The sequence below is a fragment of the Agrobacterium deltaense RV3 genome, assembly GCF_900013505.1.
Lineage (GTDB): Bacteria > Pseudomonadota > Alphaproteobacteria > Rhizobiales > Rhizobiaceae > Agrobacterium > Agrobacterium leguminum.
On sequence record NZ_LT009746.1, the window covers coordinates 1387523 to 1410567 of the forward strand.

A 23045-nucleotide genomic window follows, 5' to 3' on the forward strand; every position below is an offset into this window, starting at 1 on the left:
TGGGTTTCCTTAACCGCGCGGACGCGAAGTTGATCGTGAAGCTAGAGCCGCAAGGACGGCGGGCGAAAGGACAAGGCTCGGCGGAACTACGGACGTGGGGCCTCCATCGACAAAACTTTGAAGAAACTGCATGGCGTTCTGCAACCCGTTCATTGTGTAAGGCTTCTCGATCGCCCCGAGTCCTCCGGCAAAATCGTCTGGTATACGCTTGAGATTACCTGACACGAAAACGAAGGGTATTGTTTTCTCCGACAGGTAGCGGCCGACATCGATGCCTGTCGGGCCGTCGAGCAACTGAATATCGACAAAAGCAAATTGCGGCGAGGTCGCTTCAGCGAGTTCGATTGCTTCCCGGCTGTCAGCGGCCGTCCCGACGACATGATGGCCGGCATCTTCCACTTCGCTTTCCAGCTCCATAGCCAGGAGGACCTCGTCCTCGACAATCAGAATATTCAAGACAAATCCTCTCAGTCTTTCACCGACAGTTCGACGCTAACGTCTGTTTTGTGACCGGTAATCTTCCGGTCCATCTTGGCGCGAAGTTGCAGGAGACACGCCTCAAGCATCTTCTGGCTGAAAGCCTCCTCTTCTTTGTCTACCTCCACTGGCGAAACGGTGTCGATGACCCGCATCAAGAAGTGCCCGTTCAGCCGCCTTATCTCGAGATGGATTTTGCCACCGCCGTCACTCAGACCCCTGCGGATAGCGTCGCCGACGAGCTCGTTTATGATCAGGGCCAGCGGAGATGCCTTAGTCGCTGGGACTACGACTTCGTGAAGATCTGTCGTGAGCTGGATGTCGGGGCGCTTAAGCGCACCTATCTTGTCAAGCATAAGGGTGTTTGCGAAATCTGCGACGTCGAAATAGCCGACCTCTTCGTCGTTCAAGAGTTTACGCTGAACCGTGCTTAGAGCTTCGACCCGATTGAGCACTGACATGAGTGTTCGCTCAACGACATCATTCTCAGTCATACGCGCTTGAAGTTTCACGATCGACGCAATCGTCAGCAGGTTGTTTTTCACCCTATGATCGACCTCGTGAACCAAGGCCGTTTTCGCTCGAAGGGCATCTGTCAGAGCCGCGGTTCGCAACGCAACTTCTTCTTCGGCAGTATGACGTGCCTGGGCGAGCTTCGCTTCCTTGCTCTTGATATTTGTGAAGTCGAGTTGCGAGGCAAAGAAATAGATGACCGTTCCTGAGGCATCCCGAACCGGACTGACGAAGAGGGCGTTCCAGAATTCTGATCCATCTTTCCGGTAATTTAGGATGTCGATTGACAGATCCTGCTCTGCCGCAATGGCTTCGCGAAGCTTCTGCACAGCTTTCGGATCGGTATTCGGTCCCTGAAGGAGACGGCAGTTCTTTCCGATTAGCTCCTCGTTGGAATAGCCAGTCAACTTAGAGAACGCCGTATTACAGAAGATAATCGGGTTGTCAGGTTGACGCGGATCGGTGATGAGCATGGGCATACGCGTGGCTTTGAACGCCGCCGCGAATGGATCTTCAGAAGCATGACCAGCAACGAGACGGTTCCCTGCATCTCTGGCGTCTTGTCGGGTCTGAGGGTCATCTGTCATGAGGATTCCTGATTTTGCGGCAACTAATAATGTGCGGCTCCCATATTGGTTCCATGGCAGGAGCTCGTTTGGCAGGAAAGCGTATCTTCATCCGCGCATCTGTTAAGGCGCTTCGTCAGACGATGTTCGAGGCTGGGTTGGACGACGCCGCAGAATGGCGGCGTGTCGATGGTGCGTTCAAGCTGCACCAGGCTTGAATCGGACATGTCCACTTCCTAGCTCACCCGGCGATCGGGGCTTGATGAGCCCGGTCGCTTTCCCACGTCTGTATGGAGTGAGACCAAATGGAAGAGGACATTAAGATCATCAAGGACGCTAGCATCGCCGAGAGGGAAGAGATTATTGTCGATTTTGCGCGATGGCTTGAGACCGCCTCGCAGGAGGCCCTTGTCTACGGTGAGGGGCGTTTTGCATTGATGTCTGCGAATATGGCGGAAGCCATCCGCGTAAACGCCGATGAACTGGCACGCGACACTCCCGAAACCGCCGAGCGGGTATTACAACAAGCTTGCGAGATGATCTCGCAGTTCAAGGCGGCTTATCCGCATCGTGTTCTCAGTCGATCGGTACATTGACAGCCGGACAGCGCGAATTCGGTAAATTTTTTCCGCAGCAGATCTTGAATCGGAAAATCACCAAAACCAAATCGTCTGCCGCCAGCCGCTTAAGACAGGGTTGGCATTGCCGGGACGCCGCTTTTGGCACTCCCGTACCCATGTTGCTTCAAGGAGGATATGGCTATGGCAACATCTTACGACTACGCACCACTCTACCGCTCGAGCGTTGGTTTCGACCGGATCTTCAATCTTCTGGAAAACGCTCAGCGTGCCCGTTCGACGAACGACTGGCCGCCCTATGACATCGTCAAAACAGGCGACGATTCATATCGGATCTCGATTGCGGTGGCGGGCTTTGCCCAAGACGATCTCGACGTCAGTTTCCAATCCAACCTGCTCACTGTTGCCGGCAAGAAGCAGGAGGCACCCTCGGATGACTACCTGCATCGCGGCATCGCTGGTCGCCCGTTCGAACATCGTTTCGAACTCGCCGACCATGTCCGTGTGAGCGGAGCGGGTTTGAATAACGGTCTCCTGTCGATCGAGCTTGTCCGCGAGATTCCCGAGGCATTGAAGCCGCGCAAGATCTCGATTCAGAGCACGCCCACGCTGGCGTCGGCGGCTCCGGCACAGATTGAAGCACAGAAGGCGGCTTGATCTGTAAGTTTGTCAACTAAGTCCAAGGGCGCCATTGAGATGGCGCCCGTCAACATGACGGGTTGGAAGGAGAGAACGATGAAACCCGATATGTTCAGCAAACCAGTTACTATTCTTGTCGGCTTGGGGTTCCCGACGGAAGTTCGTACCTTAATGGATGCTTACCGACACCTAGCCGAGTGGCCGGTGTCACTCAGAGACACGGCCCATTCCGTTGCCTTAAAAGCCTGTCAGGCAGCCCTTCGTGGCGAGATTGAGGCAGAAACGGCGCGTGGTCTGTTCACAGCGTTTGCGGAAAAGCATGAACTTCTTGCCCCTGAAACATCTGAGGTTTTGGCTTCTCGCAGGTATCGCGATAGAGATCCACACGTGGGGTGATGCAGCTCGAGAGGTTCACTTCGGACGAAGATAGTTCCACCAACTTAAGGTGGGCTGTATTCCGAGAGGTCCCATCGAGTAGAGGGCAAGACTACCCGATGCCAGACCTTCGGGCGAGTCGTCGATGTTAACCCTGAGCTTTGGCGTAGCTTCCATCGGTTCCGTCTCCCGGCCGTCCAACGTCGTCGGGACAACAGTTCATGTAAGCCAGCACGCGGGTTGAACCTGGTTGACTCCAGCAGGGATGGTTTTCGAACTCTACCTTCGTTCCCCGCAAAGGCTTGGCCTTCACGAGTATTTCGGCCCCATTCGCTGGTTCGCCGTCAATGCTATTGAGCATCGGTATGGAGCGCTGCTCTTTTTCGACACATGATCGCTGTTTCACCGCATGTCCACCATAGCGGACGCTCGACATATCGTTGGAAACCGAGCCTCCCTTAAAAGCAGTGTTGCCGGTTCGATTCCCATCAAGAGCGAGGACCGACCTTCAAGTTCAAACCGAAGCGTCCGCTCATTCTGCCCCGATCCATCCCTTGTGCGATTGCCTCACGAAATCGATAAATGCGCGCAATGGCGCGGGCACAAGGCGCCGCCCAGGGTAATAGAGGAACGGACCCGAAAACTGCAGCCACCATTCTTCCATAACCGGCATCAGATCTCCTCGATCAAAGTGTGGCCTTAGCCAGTCCTCAAAAATATAAATCATGCCAGAACCGGCAATGGCTGCGTCGATGCCAAGATCGGTGCCGCCGCCGAACTGGACCACGAGGTTACCTTTCGGATTTATGATGACTTCCTCCCCATCGCGTTCGAATTCCCAAGAGGGGAGTGCACGCCCCGAAAACCGCCCTAGAATACAATCATGCGAAAGCAGGTCTCGTGGATGTTGCGGTCCACCCCTCCTTGCGAGATAACGCGACGACGCGGCAAGGGCGTAGCGCTGCTGACGCGGGCCGATCGGCAAAGCCACCATATCCTGCTCGAGCCGTTCGTCATAACGGATGCCAGCATCGCAGCCGCTTTTTATGATGTCGACGAAATTCTCGTCGGTCACGATTTCCAGCCTTATGTCTGGATAAGCTGCCAAGAACGGCGGCACAATCGCAGGCAGGACCAGCCTTGCCGCGCTCATCGGGACATTTAGCCTGAGCTCCCCCGAGGGGCGGCCGCGGCTGCTTCTTACCTCGTCGAGTGCCGATGCAACTTCTGCAAACGCAGGTCCGGTGCGCTCCAGCAAGAGACGTCCGGCCTCCGTCGGGAGTACGCTGCGAGTGGTGCGATTGAATAGCCTTACCCCAATGTCCTCTTCCAGGCGTTTCACCGCATCGCTCAACGCGGAGGAACTGATGCCACTTTCGCGCGCGGCCTGCCGAAAACCTCTGGATCGAGCCACCAGCAGAAACGCATTGACGTCCGTAATGTCCGACATCCTGTTCTCCAAACCATGAGGCTGATTGTCCGTTAGAGCGGACAGCTTGTCCGGATTATAGCTTCTTGTGCCGCATATGCCAAACGTCTATTTCTGAGGACTACAAAGGAGATACAGCCATGAGCACTATCGAAAATACAGGAACCTTCAAGCTTGGCGATCGTACGGTGCGCCGGCTGGGTTATGGCGCGATGCAGCTTGCGGGCAAAGGCGTGTTCGGCCCGCCGCGCGATCGTCGGGAGGCCATCGCCGTTCTGCGCGAGGCTGTGGACAGTGGCGTCAATCACATCGACACCAGCGACTTCTACGGTCCGCATGTCACGAACGAGATCATACGCGAAGCCTTGCATCCCTATGGCAGCAACCTGGTGATTGTGACGAAAGTCGGCGTAGTCAGGGGAGCTGACGCCTCGTGGAACGCGTCATTTTCGCGCGCCGGCCTGACGCAGGCCGTTCATGACAACCTCCGCAATCTTGGGCTCGATGTGCTCGATGTAGTGAACCTCCGCGCCATGTTCGACGTGCATGGTCCCGCCGAAGGCTCGTTGGATGAGCCGCTTCAGGTTCTGGCGGAGCTGAAGCAACAAGGCCTGATCCGGCATATTGGACTGTCTAATGTCACGGCCAAGCAGGTTGAGGAAGCCGGCAAGATCACCGAGATCGTCTGTGTGCAGAACCAGTACAACCTTGCGCATCGCCGGGACGAAGCCTTAATCGACACGCTCGCCTCTCGAGGCGTGGCCTATGTCCCGTTCTTTCCTCTTGGCGGCTTCTCACCGCTGCAATCCTCGACCCTGTCGAGCCTCGCCGCCCGGCTCAACGCCACGCCGATGCAGGTGGCCCTTGCATGGCTTCTGCAACGATCGCCGAATATTCTCCTGATCCCTGGCACTTCATCACGAGTCCATCTGCGGGAAAACCTTGCAGCGGCCACGATAGAGCTTCCCTCGGAGGTACTGTCGGAACTGGATAATGTTGCTGCCTAATGCCGTTGTTTAGATCTGAGGAACCTGTGGAGGTTGATGGTCCAGGGGATGTTCCAGTTCGTCTCAAACAGCCTGCCCATTTCAGCAGTTTTCAATTGTGTGGATCTGGACCGGCGTTATGAGCGAGGGTGGTGGTCTTTCCTGTCGCCCAAAGAAAGCTGCAAGCGCACCAATGGCAGTCTGCACCTCGAAAGCGGGTCCTTGATCGATGATGATATCGATCAAGCCCTGTCGCAGCAACTGCCGTCTCTCGTCCGTCAATTCATGGGTGATAAACACTATTTCATTCGCTCGTCCTACAGCATCCACGGCATTCAGGACGGTTGATGCGCCAGCTGACGCATTGTAGATCCCGCGAATGGCGCTGTTGCGCTTCAAGGCGCTAAACACTAAGTCGCCAGCCAGTTCAGCCCGCTCATAGCTTTCAAGCACCTCGGTCACATGACAATCGGGATAGCGCTCGTTTAGCACGGCACGGAAACCGGCTTCACGCTCCTCATGTCCCATCATGCTGAGCATGCCAGAAATCACAATGACGTCTCCACCGTCTCGCCCGAGAAGGCGGCCCATCAGATCGCCGGCAATCCTGCCTGTCTTGACGTTGTCGGGACCAACATAGGCAAAGCGCTCCGAGCCTGCGATGTCAGTGACAAGCGTGATAACCGGCTTGCCCGACGTGCCAAATTCTCTCAATGCGGCAGCAATATCGGGATCCGCTGCGCTGACAATCACCATCCCATCGCATGTCTTGATGAGGCTGCCGATCAGGCCTGCTGTTGCACGAGGCTTTACCGGATCGATATGATGGATTTTGAACTGCAGATTGAACTGCGGAAAATCTCGCGCTGCCGCCTCGAAGTTTGCCTGGACTGAGGCGTGAAACGGGTTTTCGGGACGCTGAAGCAGAACGGCAATCCTGAGAGTTCGTGCGGCCCGCTGATTGAGCGCGCGATCAATCTTGAGCTTTCGAGCCCATTCGATAACGCGCCTTTCCTTCGCGTCGGTGACGCCGCCACGATTGTTAAGAACACGGTCAACGGTGGAAAGCGAAACGTTTGCTGCCTTGGCGATGTCCCTTGCCGTGATCTTTCCCATTCCAAGTGGCCCTATTTTGACGAAATCTCTTCAAGAATAGAATACCGCATCAAGAACCTAACGCTATCATCTTTCTCATTCGAACGTCATGGGCGTTTCGAAAAAGGGAGGTTACAAACATGATTGAGCTCGCCGTCTTTGGCGCAGGCCGTATTGGGCAGGTGCATGCCCTGAACGCGGCTGCTCACCCCTCAGCGCGCCTGAAATACATCGTTGACCCCGTACCAAGCGAGCATCTCGCAATCCAAACCCGAGCCGTGCTGTGCGAGCCGGAAGAAGTCTTTGCCGACCCAGATATCGCAGGCATCGTCATAGCGAGTTCCACTGATACCCATGCGGAACTGCTTTTGCGGGCGGCGCAGGCAGGCAAAGCCGTGTTCTGTGAAAAACCGGTCAGCCTTGATTTTGCAACCGTCGTAGATGTCACAAGCAAGGTTGAAAACGCCGGTGTGGCCTGCCTACTTGGATTTCAACGCCGATATGATCCGGATTATCGTCTGGTGCGTGACAGGATTGCGAGTGGTCAGGCAGGCCGCTTGGAGCACATCGTCATGCACACCCGCGACCCGTCGCCCCCGCCACGTTTCTACGTCGAGCGGTCGGGTGGCATGTTTCGAGACCAGGCGATCCATGATTTCGACATGGCCCGTTATCTTCTTGGAGAGGAAATCGCAATTGTCTACGCGGTTGGAAAAAGCCTGATCGACCCCGAAATCGAAGCGGCAGGCGATATCGACACGGCAATGATCACACTGACATCGGTTTCTGGTCGCTTCGTTCAGATGATAAATTGCCGGCGTGCGCCATTCGGTTACGATCAGAGGTTGGAGGCCCTGTGCTCGAGCGAGGTGCTCTACGTCGAAAACCGCCCGCAACGGGGCGTCATGATCGCCGACGCCAATGGTTTTCATTCGTCGATACCCATGAACTATTTCATCGAACGTTTTGCGGGTGCCTATCTCGCGGAAATGCACGCCTTCATCGATATGATCGAGAAGGGTACCAAACCCCTCGCCGGGATAAGAGATGGCTTGGAGGCGCAACGCCTTGCCGAGGCCGCGATCGTTTCGATGACAACCGGCTCACCCGTCCACATCAGTTCCGACTGGCATCCTTGAGAAAGGAAGGCAACAACTATGACAACCACCGATCTCCTGCCAGAAGGTGTCAGAATTGCCGTCAGCCCGTTGTCATGGGTAAATGACGTGCTTGAGGATCTCGGACGCGACATATCGCTTGAAACCTGCCTGAACGATGCGGCAGCAATCGGCTACCAAGGCGTAGAGCTGGGTCGCAAGTTCCCCCGAGACGCCGCCGTGCTTCGTCCGCTTCTGGACAGCCGCGACCTGCAACTCGCATCAGGCTGGTATTCCGGCGAACTTGCCGAGCGCGGTGTCGATGCGGAGATGGCAAGCGTCGCCGCGCACGCTGCCCTGCTGCGGGACATGGGCAGCAGTGTGCTTGTCTATGGCGAGGTGGCGATGATGACACCAGGCGCGCCGCTCGATGCCCCGATGTCAAAACGCCTGACCATGCCGGCGGGTGATATCGGCGGTTACGCCGCGAGACTGACAGAGTTCGGCAAGCGGCTTGGCGGAGAATACGGGCTGGTGCTCGCCTATCATCACCACCTGATGATGGTCGCAGAGACCTTCGACGAGATTTCGTCGCTCTTCGACAAGACGGGAGCGGAGGCTGGGCTTCTGCTCGATACCGGCCATGCCGCCGGTGGTGGTTTCGAGTACGCACGGCTGATCGAACGTTTCGGCGATCGCATCAACCACATTCATCTCAAGGATATGCGCACTCCGGTGATGACGGAGGTTCGCAGCCGCGACCTCAGCTTTAACGACGGTGTTCGTGCCGGCATGTTCACTGTTCCTGGCGATGGTAACGTCGATTTCAGTCCGATCGTGCGCTTTGTTCGCGGCGGCTACAAGGGCTGGCTCGTGGTGGAGGCTGAGCAGGATCCCGCCCAAGCGCTGCCGCGTCCTGCCGTCACTCGCGCCTTCCTTCACATGCACGACCTTTTCGCAGCTAGACCAGATTGAAAGGGAGAGAGGCCATGACCCAAAAAAAACTCAATATCGGCCTGATCGGTTCAGGCTTCATGGGCCAGGCCCATGCGGACGCCTACCGTCGTGCTGGCGTGCTGTATCGTGATCTGGCGGCCATCCCGCATCTCTATATGCTCGCCGATGCGAGCGATGAAATGGCTGCCGATGCCGCCGCCCGATATGGTTTCGAGAAAAGCACCGGAGACTGGCGGCGACTGGTTGAGGATCCCAATGTCGACATCGTCGACATCACCTCGCCAAACGTCATGCACCATGAAATGGCGCTTGCAGCGATAGAAGCAGGCAAGCACGTCTACTGCGAAAAGCCACTTTCCGTGACGCTGGCAGAGGCAGAGCAAATGGCTGCAGCTGCCCGAAAGAAAGGCGTCAAGACGATGGTCGCCTTCAACAACATCAAGACACCGGCGGCAATGTTGGCCAAGCAATTGATCGACAGAGGCGATATCGGACAGCCCATGCGCTTTCGCGGCTGGTTCGATCAAGGCTTTTTCAATGATCCCGATTTGCCATTTTCGTGGCGCTGTACGCGTCGCGATGCAGGATCAGGGGCGCTGGGCGATCTCGGCAGCCACGTTATTTCCGTTGCACAATATCTGCTGGGTCCGGTTGAAAGCGTCATCGCCCAAAGTCAGACGTTTTTTCCAACGAGGCCCGTGCCCCGGGCTGGTTCGGGTTACGGTGCAAAGGCGGGCAATGATGCGCCTCGCGCGATGGTCGAGAACGAGGATCAGATCCAGGCGCTGGTCCGCTTCAAATCGGGCGCAGGTGGCACCATTGAGGCATCCCGCGTAGCTGCCGGCAAGGTCTTTGGCGTCTACTGGGAAATATCCGGCACAGAGGGCACGATCATCATGGACGGAGAGCGCTTCAACGAGCTGAAGATATCGCGTTTCAACGACCCAAAGCCTGACCGTGGATTCAAGACGATCCTAGCGGGAAGCCAAGTACCGCAGTTTTCGGCATTTTTCGGCTTTGATTTCGCTGGCGGTGGCCTCGGCTACTTCGACGTCAAGGTTATCGAGGTACGTGACCTGATCGAAGGCATCATGCGCGATGCCGACTGTTACCCAAATTTCGAATTCGGGCTAGCCAACGAACAGATTATTGACGCCATGGAGCGGTCTCTGGCAACGGGCCAGTGGGAACAGACGGCGTCCTGAGCAATCGAGAGGCTTTTTGAGGAGATTTAAGATGACATTTCCAACCGCTCTTCCACCGTCCCGATTGCGAGCACCCCTGGACGCTCCTCCACTGCGCTGGGGCATTTTGGGGACTGGCTGGATAGCGGCAAAGTTCACAGAATCGGTAAAGGCACACACTCGGCAAGTAATCGCGGCCGTGGGTTCGAGATCGGAAGAAACTGCCAGGCGGTTTGCATCTGAGTGGGGTGTCGAGAACGCTTATGGAAGTTACGAGGCGCTCGTTCAATCACTCGATATCGATATCATCTATGTGGCTACCCCACATGGTTGGCACCATGAGCACGTCCTGCTCGCGATCAACGCCGGTAAGCACGTGCTCGTCGAAAAGCCGATGGCGCTGAATCATGCCCAGGCTGCCGAAATGGTCACTGCTGCTCGTAAGAAAGGCGTCTTTTTTGCAGAAGCGCTCTGGACGTATTTCCTGCCGAAATTCGACATTGTCCAGCAGGTCCTTGATGCGGGCGTTATTGGGGACATCAAATCGGTCTACACGGAATATGGCGAGTATCTTCCGCGTGACCACCGCATCTTCAACCCAAAACTGGCAGGCGGGCCGCTGCTTGATCTAGGTACGTATCCAGTGTCGTTAATAAGCAAGCTGCTTGGCGTTCCTTCCAAGGTCGTCGGCGTTGCAAGTCCCGATCCGGCCGGAGTGAATGGGCAGCTGGCTGTCGCCATGATGAATTCCCGGGGCTGCCAGGGGACCATGGCAACGACCCTTTATGGGTTTACGCCAACCGGCGCGACCATGGTCGGCACGGAGGGCTCGATCCGGTTTGTCAACGAGTTCCATTTGCCAGGCGCGTTCGAAGTGTGGTCGCTGGACGGGACTGTCAGGTTGAAATACGCGGAACCTCGTGGCGCGCATTTCGAAGGGCTTTACCATCAGGCTGCTGGGGTCGCTTACAGTATCAGCGACGGCGACCTTGAAAGTCCTTGCAGACCGCTTGATGCATCACTTGACACGATGAAAACACTTGATGCGATCCGTGCAGCGCTCGATATCGACTTTAGGAAAGCAGGGTTGTCTGAATGACCGCAAGACTGGTCCGATAGTCGTTGTAATCTTTGCGCGAGATCATGAGCCTGGCGAAACGCGCCGCGGGTATGGCGACGCTCCCCCTCCCTTCGCAATCCACTCTGCGGTTCACAGGATCCTCGTAAGCCCCAGCGTCACTTTCCTTCCCGGGCAGCCATTTTGCGGTGTTGTTTTGCGAGGATATCCGAAGGGGTCACGTTTGCCGCGGCCGATATCAGCTTGTTCTTCCAGCCGGACACGACGTCTCCGTCACCATTCATCATCGCATCGTAGCCGATTTGTGCAACGAAGCCGGGGTCGTCTTTCTTCTGTTTGCCAACCGCCGTGTCGAGCATGTCCGCGCGCTCGAAAAACGCTGTCTCGGTCGCGCCGGGCATCAGGCACGTGACGGTGACCCCGGTGCCATCCAGCTCTTCGCGAAGTGCGAATGAGAAGGAATTAATGAAGGCTTTTGTCGCGTTATAGACCGCCTGAAAGGTGCCGGGCATGAAACCGGCAATGGAGCCCGTGAGTAGAATCCGGCCGCTGCCGCGCTGGCGCATGCCGCTGCCGATCGCATGCACCAGCGCAACGGTACCGCTGATATTGGTGGCTATCACCCGCTGGACCGCATCCATTTTCTGATCGAGAAAACCGTTGCCCAGCCCCTGTCCCGCGTTCGCAAACAGCAGATCGACCGGCCACTCTTTCGTCGCTATGCGGGAGAGAAGTTTTTCCACGCCTGCCTGTGTCGAAAGGTCGGCTTGCACGGCTTCCACTTCCGTTCCCGCTGCCCGCAACTGTGTCGCCGCCGTTTCGATTTCCGCCTCGTCAGCCACGATGATGAGATTGTAGCCGTCCTGCGCCGCGCATCTTGCCAGTTCGTAACCGATGCCTGAGGAGGCGCCGGTGACGACAGCAAGGCCTTTGATTGATTTTTCCGCAGGCATGATTCTTCTCCTATGGCTTGAGGACGACCTTGATACAGCCGTCGTCGCGGTGGCTGAATGTTTTATAAAGATCAGGACCTTCATCGAGGGTGGCGCGGTGGGTGATGACGAAGGAGGGGTCGATCTCTCCCTTCTCGATCCGACCCATAAGGGTGGGCAGATAGGCCTGCACCGGTGTCTGAGCCATCCGGAATGTCAGGCCGCGATTGATCGCGGAGCCCATCGGGATTTTGTCGAGAAAACCGCCATAGACGCCGACGATCGAGACTGTGCCGAAGTTGCGGCAGCAATAAATAGCCTGCCGCAGCACATGCGGGCGGTCCGTCCCCATGAATGTCGCCACCTTGATACGGTCAAGACGGGAATCCCAGCCGGCGGCCGGATCGGGTTCCGTCCCCACGGCGTCGATGCAGGCGTCTGCGCCCCGGCCATGGGTTAATTCCATGATCTGCTCGTAAATATCATCATCCAGATAATTCAGTGTGAGCGCGCCGGCGGCGGCCGCAAGGGCGATCCGTTCCGGCACGGAATCGATAGCGATGACCCGTTCCGCACCCAACAGGAAGGCGGAGCGGATGGCCATCTGGCCGACAGGACCGCAGCCCCAGATCGCGATCGTATCGCCGGGCTGGATATTACAGAAATCCGCCGCCATGTAACCGGTCGGGAAAATGTCTGACAGAAACAGGACCTGCTCGTCTGTCAGCCCGTCGGGAACCTTGATAGGCCCGACATCGGCATAGGGAACGCGCATATATTCGGCCTGGCCGCCGCTGAAACCTCCCAGAAGGTGCGTGTAGCCGAACAGCCCGGCGGGGGAGTTTCCCCACATTTCCCGGACCTTATGGGGGTTGGGGTTGCTGCGCTCGCAGCCGGAATAAAACCCTCTTTTGCAGAAGAAACACTCTCCACAGGCAATCGTGAAGGGAACGACAACCCGGTCTCCGACCTTCAGCGTCTTATTGTCCCTGCCGACATCGACGACTTCGCCCATAGTCTCGTGGCCCATTATATCGCCACCATGCATGTCGGGCATGATCCCGTTGTAGAGATGAAGATCGGAACCGCAGATTGCGCAGGCGGTCACCTTGATGATCGCGTCGCGGCCGTGCTCGATTTGTGGATCAGGGACGCTCTCACAGCGAATGTCGTGTTTGCCGTGCCAAGTCAGTGCCTTCATGATCGGTGTTCCTTCTGGATCGGTGGAGCAGCGGGTGCGCCGGGTTCACGCCTAACCCGGCCCCATCGTCAAAGTTCCCGGGCTGTTCGAGCGATGGCGGCTGGCGGTGCGCCGTTAGAGAGGGAACAAGCTTGCCGGAGCGAAGTTAGACCGCCTATCTTTCCACGATCCGGAGGCGAGCCTTGACCCAGCCAGTTGAGTACGAAACCAGCAACAGCCTGAACATCGAAGCTGCGACCCCCAAGGTGATCAGGATCATTGTAGACGAACGCACCGTGCTTGAGGGTGTTTTGAACACCGGCAGCGTTTTGACGGTGCAGACGAAAGAAGGCGCCGAACCACAATCCATCGAACTTGTGATCGAGGACCTGGCACGGTGAAAATTGTGGTTCGCGGCCGGATACCCCTGCCAGCCAGGAATGGCGTGTGCGGCATCAGGAGGTCATGCGGGCTATCCGGCATCTCGACAAGAACCAGAAAAAAGCTCTGCTGCTCGTGGCGGCAGGGACGGGTTATGCCGATGCCGCCGCCATCTGCGGCTGCCGGGTGGGCACCATCAAAAGCCGCGTCAACAGGGCGAGGGAGTCGCTACGTCGAAATCTGGACCGAGTGCGGTCCGTCAACTGCAAACTGTGCCGCATAACCTCCGTAGTTTGTGTTATTGATGCTGCCATACTGGTGAAGGAGTTTTCCCTTTACCGGCGGCAGCTCACATGTGTTTGCCGAAAGATTTGCCCGCATCTGGAGCCGTCCCATTTGGAAATGCCAGTCGATTGCAAGGCATTTTGACTCACATTCGAGGACAACACCTTTCTCGAAGTGAGAGCAAAGGAGAGGCCAGATGTGCCAGCGCCGTTTTGAAAGCAACGCGGTCATCCTCGCCCTTGCCAGTTTTCCATCGGTCGTTTCAGCCCCTTGCCAGTTCAAAGTCGAAAGCTGCATCGTGTGGGGATCGTTGGGATCACGCACCACCTGCCGGGCATTGGGTGGGAGTTCTCCCTGGAACATTTCCGCCTGTTTAAGCCGATTTTCTATTTCCTGTTCCCGGTCGTCATCCGGATGGTCGGAGAAAAAGAAAAAAGGGTTGGCCGAGCCATGGTCGTCACCCATGAAAATTAACGGCGTCTGTGGGGAAAGGAGTAGAATTGTTTCAAGCGTCTCAAAGAGGGGCAGCGCAATAAGGGCACGAAGCCTTTCACCGCGTAACCTGTTTCCGGCCTGATCATGATTATGGAGAAAATTCACGAATCGTTGCGGTGGCAGATGGTCACTCGGTTCTCCGCTGCTGCCAAAATCCCGGGAAGGGCGCGGTTCGCCCTGGTAGACAAAACCGGTCGCAAGCGAGCGGCAAAGCTTGTCATAGGGCAGTGCCGCGAAGTCACCATAGATGCCGCCCTTTTCCTTCGTAGTCGCAACATGGACGACGTGGTGAAAGTCATCGTTCCACTGCGCATCAATCAGGACGGTGCCATCAGCCAAGGGCGTCATTGGCGAGGCCGCGTTTCTCGCGTCCTCTATGACCAGATGCACATGCCTGTTTCTTATTGTCCGCTTCACCTCTCGCGCCATCTCGATGAGGAAATCGACCTCTCCGCCGCCGCCAGCGAGATGATCAGCGGCATCGATCCGCAATCCGTCGAAGCGATAGGTCTCGAGCCAGTAGAATGCGTTCTGAAGAAAGAATGACCGAACTTCGGCCCGGTTGAAGTCCGGCGCCGGTCCCCATGGTGTCTCATCCTTCTTGAAAAATGCCGGGGCGTAGGCCTGAAGCGTATTTCCTGCGGGGCCGAAGTGATTGTAGACGACATCCAGCAGCACCATGATACCGTGGCCATGGGCTTGATCAATGAAGGCCTTGAGCTCGTCTGGGGAGCCATAATCCCGTTGGGGTGAAAATTGCAGGACGCCGTCGTAACCCCAGCCGCGACTTCCAGCAAAGGTCGCAAGCGGCATGAGTTCGATCGCGGTAATGCCCACGTCTGCGAGATATTCAAGTTTCTCCGCCGCGGCCGCAAAGGTGCCCTCGGGTGTAAAAGTCCCGACATGGAGCTCATAGACGACTGTTTCGTGCCACGGTCGGCCCTTCCAGTCCGGGTTTTTCCAGATGAAATCATGGTTGACGATCAGGGAGGGGCCAAGCGGGCCTACCTGTTGCTGATTGGAAGCGGGATCTGCAACCCTCGTCCTGTCGGCCAGCACGAAGCAATAGCGATCGCCGGGGAGGGCGCGTTTTGTGATGTGGTGCCAGCCATCACCAGCCGTGTGCATGTCGAATTCCGCATCGTTCAGCCACAGTTTCACCGCTGCTGAGGCGGGTGCCCAGATGCTGAAATCCGTGTCGCCGGATTGATTGCGCTGCGCGCCCCATTTGCGATAATTCGCTGCATTCATCATCAAAGCCTCCTGTTGCCAGTGGCCTGACCTGTTGGTGATCCCAGGGTTCCCGCCTGCCGTCTGTCAGCTCTTATCTTTGCAAAAGTCTCGGGCCTAATATCGGCGACAGCACCCGTTTTGGGCTTGTTGTCGCCGACAAGGCTTTCAAAAAGCGCCATATACTGTGCGGCACTCTTGTCCCAGGAAAAATTGGCCCGCATGGCTTGTGCCTGAAGCCGTCTGAAAAGTTCTCGGTCACTATAGGCACTGATGGCACGATCGAGCGCCGCGCGTAGATCGTCCTCATTTGCAGGCTCGAATTGAAAGCCTGTTGCCACGCCCGCCTCAATGGCTGCGTCATTCGCATCGATGATGGTTTCCGCTAGCCCACCAGTGCGGCTGACGATGGGCAGTGCGCCGTATCGCAGGGCGTAAAGCTGTGTCAGGCCGCAGGGTTCGAACCGTGAAGGCTGGATAATGAAGTCTGAGCCCGCCTGAATCATATGCGCCAGACGCTCATCGTAACCGATATGGGCGCAAACCAGTTCAGGATAACGTTTTGCCAGCGCGCGTAAGCTGTCTTCCAGTGCGGTGTCGCCTTCTCCGTGAATCACCAATCTTCCTTTTCGCGCAATGATAAGTGGAACGACCTGAGGGAGGAGGTCGATGCCCTTTTGCCAGGTCAGACGGCTGACCACACCGAAAACAGGGCCTTGGGTCGGGGCGAGGCCAAGGGCCTGAAGCAAGGCATATTTGTTAAGGCTCCGGCGTGTGGCCGTCGCAGCCGTGAAATTTGTAAGAATGTAGGGGTCTGTTGCCGGGTCCCAGACTTCCTGGTCGACACCGTTGACGATGCCACGCAGGTCCTCGCGCCGCGTGGCAAGCACGCCGTGCATACCCATTCCCATTTCCGGTGTCAGAATTTCTCTTGCGTAAGTGGGGCTAACTGTCGTTACGGCCGACGCGGTCGTCAGGCCACCCTTTAAAAACGACAGGTCGCCATAATATTCGAGGCAATCGACGGTACAGAGATGTTGGGGCAACTCAAGCATACCCGCCCGCTCGAGTGGATATTGTCCCTGAAATGCGAGATTGTGAAGGGTGAGGACGGAGGGCACCGCCGCCGCCGACTCCGCGATATAAACGCAGGTCAAGGCCGCGTGCCAGTCATGGACATGAACAAGATCAGGCTTCCAGTCGTCAATCGCGCCGAGGGCAATTTCCGCCGCCGCCTTGGACAGGACCGCAAAGCGCAGATCATTGTCGGCAAAAGGTTTGCCATTCATGCCATAGGGAGGACCTTCCCTGTCAAACAGGTCTGCCGCTTCAAGAAGCAGAAGCTTGTGACCGTCGGACTCAAGGGAGTAAACCGATACCGCTTGCTTTAGAATATTGGCGACCAGACACGGCTTCTTGCCGCGGACGAGCGGCGTGAGCCTACGGTAGAGGGGTAGCAATGTACGAACTTCCGCGCCGTGTCTTGCTAGTGCCTCCGGCAGAGCGCCTGCCGCATCGGCCAATCCGCCGGTTTTGACGAATGGAAACATTTCGGCCGTGACGGCAAGAATCCGCATTTGGCGCCTCCAGGGAACGTATTGATCTCAGACTGCGAGGAGCCCGGAAAAAGGTTGGTGCAACCAGCTCGCCTGCCCGGAACAGGGGGACCCTACCTGTCCTGCTGCTGGCCTTTATGTGTCGTGTCTGTTTTGATGTTGCCTATCGGCCCGTCTGGGTGTTGTCGGAAGAGGAATCTTCTGTGCTCTGACGGCCATTGTCGCCGGGATAGTGATGGCTGCGGTTTTCTTCAGGAATGCAGAGCGTTTTCCTGGTCATGTTACACCTCTCCGGGTACAGGTTCCGTGGAGCGACCCGAACCTTGCTTGTAGAGGTTTGTTCCCGTCCGCCGGCTACGTTTTATCCTGCGCGCAAGTAATTTAGGGATGCACCGAAATGTAAAAACGCCGCAAGCTCCGACGGCGAGGTGCTGGGTCGGGCGACGTCTGCACGGCGTAGAGCAGGGTCGCGTTCCGCCGACATAACAGTGTCGTCCGCTGCCTTAACGATATTGCTGTCGGCGTTTAGGAAAATTCCGGCTACAGGGAAACCTCCAAAGGTAGACGTACGCAAGTGTACAGACGGCGATTGCGACGGCCCTGCGCGCGACAGCCGGGCTCGGGGCCGTTCCGTCAATAGCTCCTCACGAAATATTAAATCTCGGAACTCCCGTGGCGCGGCATGGTTGGTCTAGGGCGCGCCACAGGGTGCGCAAGTGAAAAATCACCATATGAGGAGTGACATATCATGCCAAATCAAGGTGGTACGCACGAACAGCACGTGAAGGCCGGCCAGCAGAGCCACAAGAACAGCGACAAGCGTTCGCAGTCGGCATCGGCCTCCAATAACGACGACAATGGCAAGACCCGCGGTGGCACGCATGAGCAACATGTGAAGGCGGGCCAGCAGAGCCACAAAAACTCCTAACGCTGACAGATTGGGAATCCCCGCGCGCGTCGTGGGGATTTCCTTGTTTTATTCCCTGACGGGACAGGAAGTTTCATGACCGCTTTCGATGGCCAGTCTGGAACGACCGCCGAGAGTTGAGGAACTGATCATGACGACCGCAGCAGACGTTCTGGTAGAAACCTTGATCGAATGGAAGGTCGACACGATCTTCGGCCTTCCGGGAGACGGCATCAATGGCGTCATGGAGGCGCTTCGCAAACGTCAGGATGCGATAAGGTTTGTCCAGACCCGACACGAGCAATCCGCCGCCTTCATGGCGACGGCCTATGCCAAATGGACCGGCAGGCTCGGCGTCTGTCTTGCCACTTCGGGTCCCGGTGGCACCAATCTTCTGACCGGTCTTTATGACGCCAAGCTGGACCAGGTTCCTGTCCTCGCAATCACCGGGATGCAATATCACGACCTGATCGAAACTTTCACGCAGCAGGACGTCAACCTGACCCGCGTTTTTGAGGATGTCAGCATTTATAACACCGTCGTCAGCGACGCTGCGCATATGGAAAATGTCGCCAGCCTCGCCTGCCGCACGGCGATCGCGCGGCGTGGCGTCGCGCATCTCTCGATAGCAAACGACACGCAGGAAAAACCAGCCGAGGAAGGACGGTCTCTGGTTTCGCGGCGCTCGTCGGTCTTGAGGGCGATGCCGGTTGGCGTATTGACCGTGGCAAGGTCCAGTGCGTCATGAAGGCTTGCGGACGGCTTATTGCGCGGATGCGCGAACAGGATGTCGACTGCGACATCGAGGCCGATATCGAGCTTGATAGCGGCATTGCGGTCCCCGTGACGAGTGATCCCGGTGATCCGGCCATCAAAGACAGGTACCTTTCGCCCCGCCAGATCGGCCCGGATGCCGGGTACAAAGGCATCCCCCAACATGATAAAGGGCTACAGCCTTAGCTTGGTTTTGTATCAGGACGTTACGACGACGATGGGGCCAATTCTGTATATCTGAACCTTGAGCGCGGTCCGCAGAAAATTCAGCGCACCCTCCGTATCGGTAACGAAGAGCGTACCGCTGACGATCCGTCGGGCGGTCGCGTCGTCTCCTATGACGATGCGCCCACGAAAGTGCCGCTGTATTTCCTCGATAACGTAGGAAAGCGGCATATTGTCGATGGTAAGCTGGCCTCGGCGCCAGGCGAGAGCTGTAGCGGCATCCGTTTTGCGGATCGTGCTTTCCCCTGTCTCGTTCAGGTGAAGCATTTCTTCACCTTCCCTGAGTTTCACCGGGATGCCTCCCTCAGTCTTGAACTCTACCCTTACGGAATGTTCCGTTACGGCGACACGCGTGTCTGACGCGCTTTGGCGAACATCGAAAGCCGTGCCAAGAGCTGTGACTAGCGTATCCTCTGTGCTGACGGAGAACGGACGACTCTCATCCGGGGCCACCTGGAAGAATGCCTGACCGCGCAGGAGCCGAACCGTCCTTCGGCTGTTGGTGAAATCGAGTGTGATCGCCGACGACGCGTTCAACTGAACTCGCGAACCATCCTCCAGCGTGACTTCCGGCATTTCGTCGGCGCCAGACATAATATCGGCACTCAGACGCATGGGGCCGTCCAGGGCAATGAAGAGTGCTCCGGCCGAAATGATTGCCACGATTGAAGAGATGATCGCGTTGCGCCCACGTGGTGAGGTATCAACCGGCATATCACGAAGCCCGGCATCGGACCGGATCGCAGTTCTCGCTTCGCCGAGAATGCGCTTCGCAGCCGTGTAGGCCTGACAGTTCTCCGGATCCAGCTCCATCCAGCGACGGAACTCCGCCCGCTCCGTTTCCGGCTGTTCGGGGTCGCGGTTGCGAAAGACCCAGTCGGCTGCCTCTCTGTTTCGCTTGCGCTGATCGCGCGTCAGACGTCTACGTTTCACGGAACGCTCCAATTATGCTCTCCAATGTGTAGACGAATGAACTGCTTGGATTGGGATGTTTACTCCATTTCGAAAAGGCGGTCGAGGCAATGGCTGAGTGCGCGCCTGAGGTGCCGGTCAACCATATTGCGCGAAATTTTCAGCTTCGAAGCGATCTGGTCCGGTGAGAGATGATGCAGCCTGTGCAGCACGAATGCCGCCCGCCGTTTTTCAGGCAGGTCGGCAATGGCTTGTTTGAGGATCGCCAGCCGCGCTTCGACGTCCATCCCCTGGTCGGGGGCGCTGTTCGTCGCCATTACCGCTTTCGCATCTTCATCCGAGCCGGAGAAAAGTCGGGACTCGAACTGCTCGCGTCTGATCCGGTCGATCCGCATATTGGATGCGGCGCGGCACAGAAATGCTTTTATAGATCGTTTGCCGGAGAGCGCGTCCGGCTGCAATGCGAGTTTTACGTAGAGGTCGTGAACGATTTCCCGCGCGGCCCCGTCTGACCGGCTGCGTCCGCCCACTGCCTTGATGATGTCGCCGTAATGTTCGACGATCGCCCTGTTCAAGAGGTCGGTTCCGTCACTTTCATTGAGGCTGGCCGTCGACGTCCGCATCGCTTTCCTGATCCTCCGCAAGCTGCAATCTGCGACAACTGAAGGGGGCGAATAAGGAGCGCAAACCGGAGCTCTCCAAGGCCTTCGTCCGACCCAAGTTATCATCCGGCAGCAGAGTTTTGACCCATCATCGCCGTAGTGGAATTTCTACCGGTGGGTAAAAAGCGATGCAAGTGCAATGATTTACGGTTTGTGCCGAGAAAAAATCCTTCGCTGCATAAAAGAGGATATTTTTTATCATGTTTATGTCTGGATTCATTACATCTTTTGGCCTTGCGGAGTAAGGCGTGGGGATACGTGAGGCAGGATTGCAATTTACGAAAAAGCCAACCAATGTTGCGAGGCCGCCACAGCTCTCGTGCCCGCTCAGCTCCGGGAAGGGACGGGGACACACATCGGCGTTCCTGAAAGCGGATCCGGCATGATGACGGCGTTCACGCCGAAGACATCGAGAACATTCCTCTCGGTAATGACGGCTTCTGGCGTTCCGGCGTCAAATATCCTGCCATCCCTGATGAGAACAATCTCATCGGCGTAACGGGCAGCCTGATTGAGATCATGGAGCACCGCGACGATGGTGCGACCCCGATCACGAACAAGCTGCCGGATCAAATCGAGTATCTCGATCTGGTGGGCGAGGTCGAGGAACGTCGTCGGTTCATCGAGAAGAAGAATGTCCGTTTCCTGGGCGAGCGCCATGGCGATCCATGCGCGTTGTCGCTGGCCGCCTGACAGGGATTCCACCTGTCGGCCGGAGAGCGCCGTCATGTTGGTGAGATCAAGGGCATGGGCGCAGGCATCCTCATCACGGCTGGACCATCGCTCGAAAAGCCTGCGATGCGGATAACGCCCCTGACGGACCAGCTCGGCAACCGTCAATCCTTCAGGGGCCTGAGGCCCTTGCGTCAGGACGCCGATCTGTTTTGCCCGTTCCCGTGATGGCATTTTCCGTGTCGGCCTGCCGTCGAGAAATATCTCTCCCTTCATCGGGGCGAGAAGCCCGGCAAGCGCGCGCAATATCGTGGATTTGCCGCAGCCGTTTTGGCCGACGAGAACGGTGAAGCGTCCGGATGGAATTTTCAGGCTCAGGTCATCGACAATAATGGAGCCGTTATATCCGAGGGAAAGCTCCTGTGTCGCGAGGCGATAGTGTTCAGACATGCCTGCGGCCCTTCAGAAGATAGGCAAAAAATGGAGCGCCCAGCAGGGCAGTGACGATACCGGCCGGCAGCTGCGCCGGCGCGATGACGGTGCGGCCGACAATATCGGCGATCGAGAGTAATAGGCCGCCTGTCAGCCCGGCAACGGGAATGAGGCCAACATGGGAGTGGCCGGCGATCCGCCTTGCAATATGCGGCGCGATCAGTCCGACAAAACCCACCAGCCCGACCATGGCGACGGTCGCTCCCGATATCAATGTACAGAGCAGTATCAGGAATGCCCGCATGAGATTGACCCTCTGTCCCAAGCCCGTCGCCACATCGTCGCCGAAACGGATGAGATCCAGTTGCCGGCAGGAGAACCAGCTCAGGGCGAGCGGAGCGGCGAGCCAGATCAGGAGACTTTGGACCTTTGTCCAGTCGGCGCCGTAGACACTGCCCGAAAGCCAGATCATCGCGCGCTGAACATCGACGACATTGCCGAATGCGGTCAGAAAGCTGGTTCCCGCGCCGGCGAGCGCGCTTAAGCCGATGCCGACAAGGATGATCCGCAGAGAGGAGGTTCCGCGTTTCCAGGACAGGGCGTAAACCGCCGCCGCCATGGTGACGGCCCCCGCAAAGCCAGCCCATGGCAGAACGGCTGGTGAAACATCGGCAAAAACGATGATCACTACGCTTGCGAAAAGCGCTGCGCCTGCATTGATGCCCAGAACGCCGGGTTCCGCGAGGGGATTGCGCATGACGGTTTGCGAAATCGTCCCCGCAACGGCAAGGCCTGCGCCCGCAAGCAGGGCCAGAATAGCCCTCGATAACCGGAATTCGATGACAATCATCTGCAGATCGGGTGACGCCGTGCCGATGACCGCATCGGCAACGTCACGCCAGGCAATCGATTGGTCACCCCACATCATTGCAGCAACCACGGCCAGCAGGTTAAGAGTGATCAGAACAGTTATCGCGCGTGTCACGGCTTGCCTGCCCCCGTGCGATAACGTGCCAGCCAGAGGAAAAACGGCGCTCCAATCAGCGCCATCGTGACGCCAACAGGAAAACTCTGGTTGGCGAGGATGATCCGTCCGGCGAGATCGGCGAGAACCACCATGATCGCACCGATGACGGCGCTGAAGGGAATGACCCAACGGTAATCCGTGCTGATGGCAAGGCGGACGATGTGCGGCACAACGAGACCGACGAAGCCGACCGGTCCGGCAAGTGCGACGGCGCTGCCGGACAGGAGAATGACGATGACGACCGACAGGCTGCGCCAGAGGGCCGGGTTCTGGCCAAGCGCGGTGGCGACATCGGTTCCAAGGCTCAAGGTCGTCAGATGTCGGGCAAGGACAAGTGATCCGAACAGCCCCGCAAGCGAATAAGGCATGACGGTGATGACCTGATCCATCGTCCGGCCGCT

The 23045-nt window shown here is 57.3% G+C and carries 24 protein-coding genes and 3 pseudogenes; 12 read left to right on the forward strand and 15 right to left on the reverse strand.

All coding sequences use genetic code 11. The features are described from left to right. Nucleotides 1-9: 9 nt before the first annotated feature. Genes AGR7B_RS20695 through AGR7B_RS20705 form a run of 3 tightly spaced genes read right to left on the reverse strand, consistent with a single transcriptional unit; the run spans nt 10 to nt 1783 of the window. Complete coding sequence (locus AGR7B_RS20695) at nt 10-456, reverse strand: response regulator (RefSeq protein WP_065654879.1); 447 nt, start codon at nt 454-456, stop codon at nt 10-12. Nucleotides 457-467: 11 nt separating this feature from the next. Next, on the reverse strand, nt 468-1577 hold the full coding sequence (locus AGR7B_RS20700; RefSeq protein ID WP_080857739.1) for a PAS domain-containing protein: 1110 nt from the start codon (nt 1575-1577) through the stop codon (nt 468-470). A gap of 23 nt (nt 1578-1600) precedes the next feature. After that, nucleotides 1601-1783: a hypothetical protein gene (locus tag AGR7B_RS20705; RefSeq protein ID WP_080857740.1), complete on the reverse strand. Its 183-nt coding sequence runs from the start codon at nt 1781-1783 to the stop codon at nt 1601-1603. A gap of 78 nt (nt 1784-1861) precedes the next feature. On the opposite strand from AGR7B_RS20705, the gene AGR7B_RS20710 reads away from it, so the two are divergent. From AGR7B_RS20710 to AGR7B_RS20720, 3 genes are all read left to right on the forward strand, one after another. Further along, nucleotides 1862-2152 (forward strand): hypothetical protein, encoded by a 291-nt coding sequence (locus AGR7B_RS20710; protein ID WP_065654882.1) that lies wholly within the window; start codon nt 1862-1864, stop codon nt 2150-2152. 165 nt (nt 2153-2317) lie between these two features. After that, a complete protein-coding gene (locus AGR7B_RS20715; protein ID WP_080857741.1) occupies nt 2318-2791 on the forward strand; it encodes an Hsp20 family protein in 474 nt (157 codons plus the stop codon). Nucleotides 2792-2869: 78 nt separating this feature from the next. Continuing rightward, the gene (locus AGR7B_RS20720) at nt 2870-3169 is read left to right on the forward strand and encodes a DUF982 domain-containing protein (protein ID WP_080858191.1); all 300 of its coding nucleotides are present in this window, start codon (nt 2870-2872) and stop codon (nt 3167-3169) included. A gap of 511 nt (nt 3170-3680) precedes the next feature. Here AGR7B_RS20720 and AGR7B_RS20725 read toward each other — a convergent pair. Continuing rightward, on the reverse strand, nt 3681-4598 hold the full coding sequence (locus AGR7B_RS20725) for a LysR family transcriptional regulator (protein ID WP_080857742.1): 918 nt from the start codon (nt 4596-4598) through the stop codon (nt 3681-3683). 119 nt (nt 4599-4717) lie between these two features. Between AGR7B_RS20725 and AGR7B_RS20730 the strand changes: the two genes are divergently transcribed. Then, nucleotides 4718-5584 carry an aldo/keto reductase family oxidoreductase gene (locus AGR7B_RS20730; protein ID WP_080857743.1) on the forward strand — a complete coding sequence of 289 codons (867 nt, stop codon included), beginning with the start codon at nt 4718-4720 and terminating at the stop codon, nt 5582-5584. A gap of 81 nt (nt 5585-5665) precedes the next feature. Here AGR7B_RS20730 and AGR7B_RS20735 read toward each other — a convergent pair whose 3' ends face one another. After that, nucleotides 5666-6679 carry a LacI family DNA-binding transcriptional regulator gene (locus AGR7B_RS20735; RefSeq protein WP_080857744.1) on the reverse strand — a complete coding sequence of 338 codons (1014 nt, stop codon included), beginning with the start codon at nt 6677-6679 and terminating at the stop codon, nt 5666-5668. A gap of 119 nt (nt 6680-6798) precedes the next feature. Here AGR7B_RS20735 and iolG point away from each other — a divergent pair, with 119 nt between their 5' ends. Genes iolG through AGR7B_RS20755 form a run of 4 tightly spaced genes read left to right on the forward strand, consistent with a single transcriptional unit; the run spans nt 6799 to nt 10995 of the window. After that, nucleotides 6799-7797 (forward strand): inositol 2-dehydrogenase, encoded by a 999-nt coding sequence (gene iolG / locus AGR7B_RS20740; RefSeq protein ID WP_080857745.1) that lies wholly within the window; start codon nt 6799-6801, stop codon nt 7795-7797. Between the two features lie 18 nt (nt 7798-7815). After that, entirely contained in the window at nt 7816-8730 is a 915-nt protein-coding gene (gene iolE / locus AGR7B_RS20745) for a myo-inosose-2 dehydratase (RefSeq protein ID WP_080857746.1), read from the forward strand. 14 nt (nt 8731-8744) lie between these two features. Continuing rightward, a complete protein-coding gene (locus AGR7B_RS20750; RefSeq protein ID WP_080857747.1) occupies nt 8745-9917 on the forward strand; it encodes a Gfo/Idh/MocA family protein in 1173 nt (390 codons plus the stop codon). Between the two features lie 31 nt (nt 9918-9948). Further along, nucleotides 9949-10995 (forward strand): Gfo/Idh/MocA family protein, encoded by a 1047-nt coding sequence (locus tag AGR7B_RS20755; protein ID WP_080857748.1) that lies wholly within the window; start codon nt 9949-9951, stop codon nt 10993-10995. 137 nt (nt 10996-11132) lie between these two features. Here the strand turns inward: AGR7B_RS20755 and AGR7B_RS20760 are convergent, their stop codons facing one another. Next, the gene (locus AGR7B_RS20760; RefSeq protein WP_080857749.1) at nt 11133-11927 is read right to left on the reverse strand and encodes an SDR family NAD(P)-dependent oxidoreductase; all 795 of its coding nucleotides are present in this window, start codon (nt 11925-11927) and stop codon (nt 11133-11135) included. 10 nt (nt 11928-11937) lie between these two features. Continuing rightward, nucleotides 11938-13107 carry a zinc-dependent alcohol dehydrogenase gene (locus tag AGR7B_RS20765; protein ID WP_080857750.1) on the reverse strand — a complete coding sequence of 390 codons (1170 nt, stop codon included), beginning with the start codon at nt 13105-13107 and terminating at the stop codon, nt 11938-11940. A 182-nt stretch (nt 13108-13289) separates the two neighbouring features. On the opposite strand from AGR7B_RS20765, the gene AGR7B_RS20770 reads away from it, so the two are divergent. Together AGR7B_RS20770 and AGR7B_RS20775 are read left to right on the forward strand one after the other, a co-directional pair. Beyond that, nucleotides 13290-13487, forward strand: a complete 198-nt coding sequence (locus tag AGR7B_RS20770) for a hypothetical protein (RefSeq protein WP_080857751.1) — start codon at nt 13290-13292, stop codon at nt 13485-13487. A 22-nt stretch (nt 13488-13509) separates the two neighbouring features. Then, nucleotides 13510-13713 (forward strand): annotated as a pseudogene (locus AGR7B_RS20775) (sigma factor-like helix-turn-helix DNA-binding protein); the annotation flags it as partial. On the opposite strand, the gene treZ reads toward AGR7B_RS20775, so the two are convergent. Beyond that, nucleotides 13696-15501 (reverse strand): malto-oligosyltrehalose trehalohydrolase, encoded by a 1806-nt coding sequence (gene treZ / locus AGR7B_RS20780; RefSeq protein WP_245317729.1) that lies wholly within the window; start codon nt 15499-15501, stop codon nt 13696-13698. The pseudogene AGR7B_RS20775 and the gene treZ overlap by 18 nt on opposite strands. Then, nucleotides 15501-17054, reverse strand: a complete 1554-nt coding sequence (gene glgA, locus AGR7B_RS20785; RefSeq protein ID WP_080857752.1) for a glycogen synthase GlgA — start codon at nt 17052-17054, stop codon at nt 15501-15503. The genes treZ and glgA overlap by 1 nt, the downstream gene beginning before the upstream one ends. A 727-nt stretch (nt 17055-17781) precedes the next feature. On the opposite strand from glgA, the gene AGR7B_RS20795 reads away from it, so the two are divergent. Together AGR7B_RS20795 and AGR7B_RS20800 are read left to right on the forward strand one after the other, a co-directional pair. After that, nucleotides 17782-17961, forward strand: coding sequence for a hypothetical protein (locus AGR7B_RS20795; RefSeq protein ID WP_065654894.1), 180 nt, complete (start codon nt 17782-17784; stop codon nt 17959-17961). A gap of 130 nt (nt 17962-18091) precedes the next feature. Further along, nucleotides 18092-18622, forward strand: a pseudogene (locus tag AGR7B_RS20800) (thiamine pyrophosphate-binding protein); the annotation flags it as partial. Here the strand turns inward: AGR7B_RS20800 and AGR7B_RS26290 are convergent. The 6 genes and pseudogenes from AGR7B_RS26290 to AGR7B_RS20830 all read right to left on the reverse strand — a co-directional run. Next, nucleotides 18613-18858: pseudogene (locus AGR7B_RS26290) on the reverse strand (NAD(P)/FAD-dependent oxidoreductase); the annotation flags it as partial. The pseudogenes AGR7B_RS20800 and AGR7B_RS26290 overlap by 10 nt on opposite strands. A gap of 54 nt (nt 18859-18912) precedes the next feature. After that, the gene (locus tag AGR7B_RS20810; RefSeq protein WP_080857754.1) at nt 18913-19884 is read right to left on the reverse strand and encodes a FecR family protein; all 972 of its coding nucleotides are present in this window, start codon (nt 19882-19884) and stop codon (nt 18913-18915) included. Nucleotides 19885-19931: 47 nt separating this feature from the next. After that, nucleotides 19932-20474 carry an RNA polymerase sigma factor gene (locus AGR7B_RS20815; protein ID WP_080857755.1) on the reverse strand — a complete coding sequence of 181 codons (543 nt, stop codon included), beginning with the start codon at nt 20472-20474 and terminating at the stop codon, nt 19932-19934. A gap of 366 nt (nt 20475-20840) precedes the next feature. After that, nucleotides 20841-21635, reverse strand: coding sequence for an ABC transporter ATP-binding protein (locus AGR7B_RS20820; protein WP_080857756.1), 795 nt, complete (start codon nt 21633-21635; stop codon nt 20841-20843). After that, entirely contained in the window at nt 21628-22602 is a 975-nt protein-coding gene (locus tag AGR7B_RS20825) for a FecCD family ABC transporter permease (RefSeq protein WP_078052912.1), read from the reverse strand. Before AGR7B_RS20825 ends, AGR7B_RS20820 begins: the two co-directional genes overlap by 8 nt. Continuing rightward, nucleotides 22599-23045: FecCD family ABC transporter permease (locus AGR7B_RS20830; RefSeq protein WP_162934216.1), on the reverse strand; the 447-nt coding region annotated here is incomplete at its 5' end. The genes AGR7B_RS20825 and AGR7B_RS20830, both read right to left, overlap by 4 nt.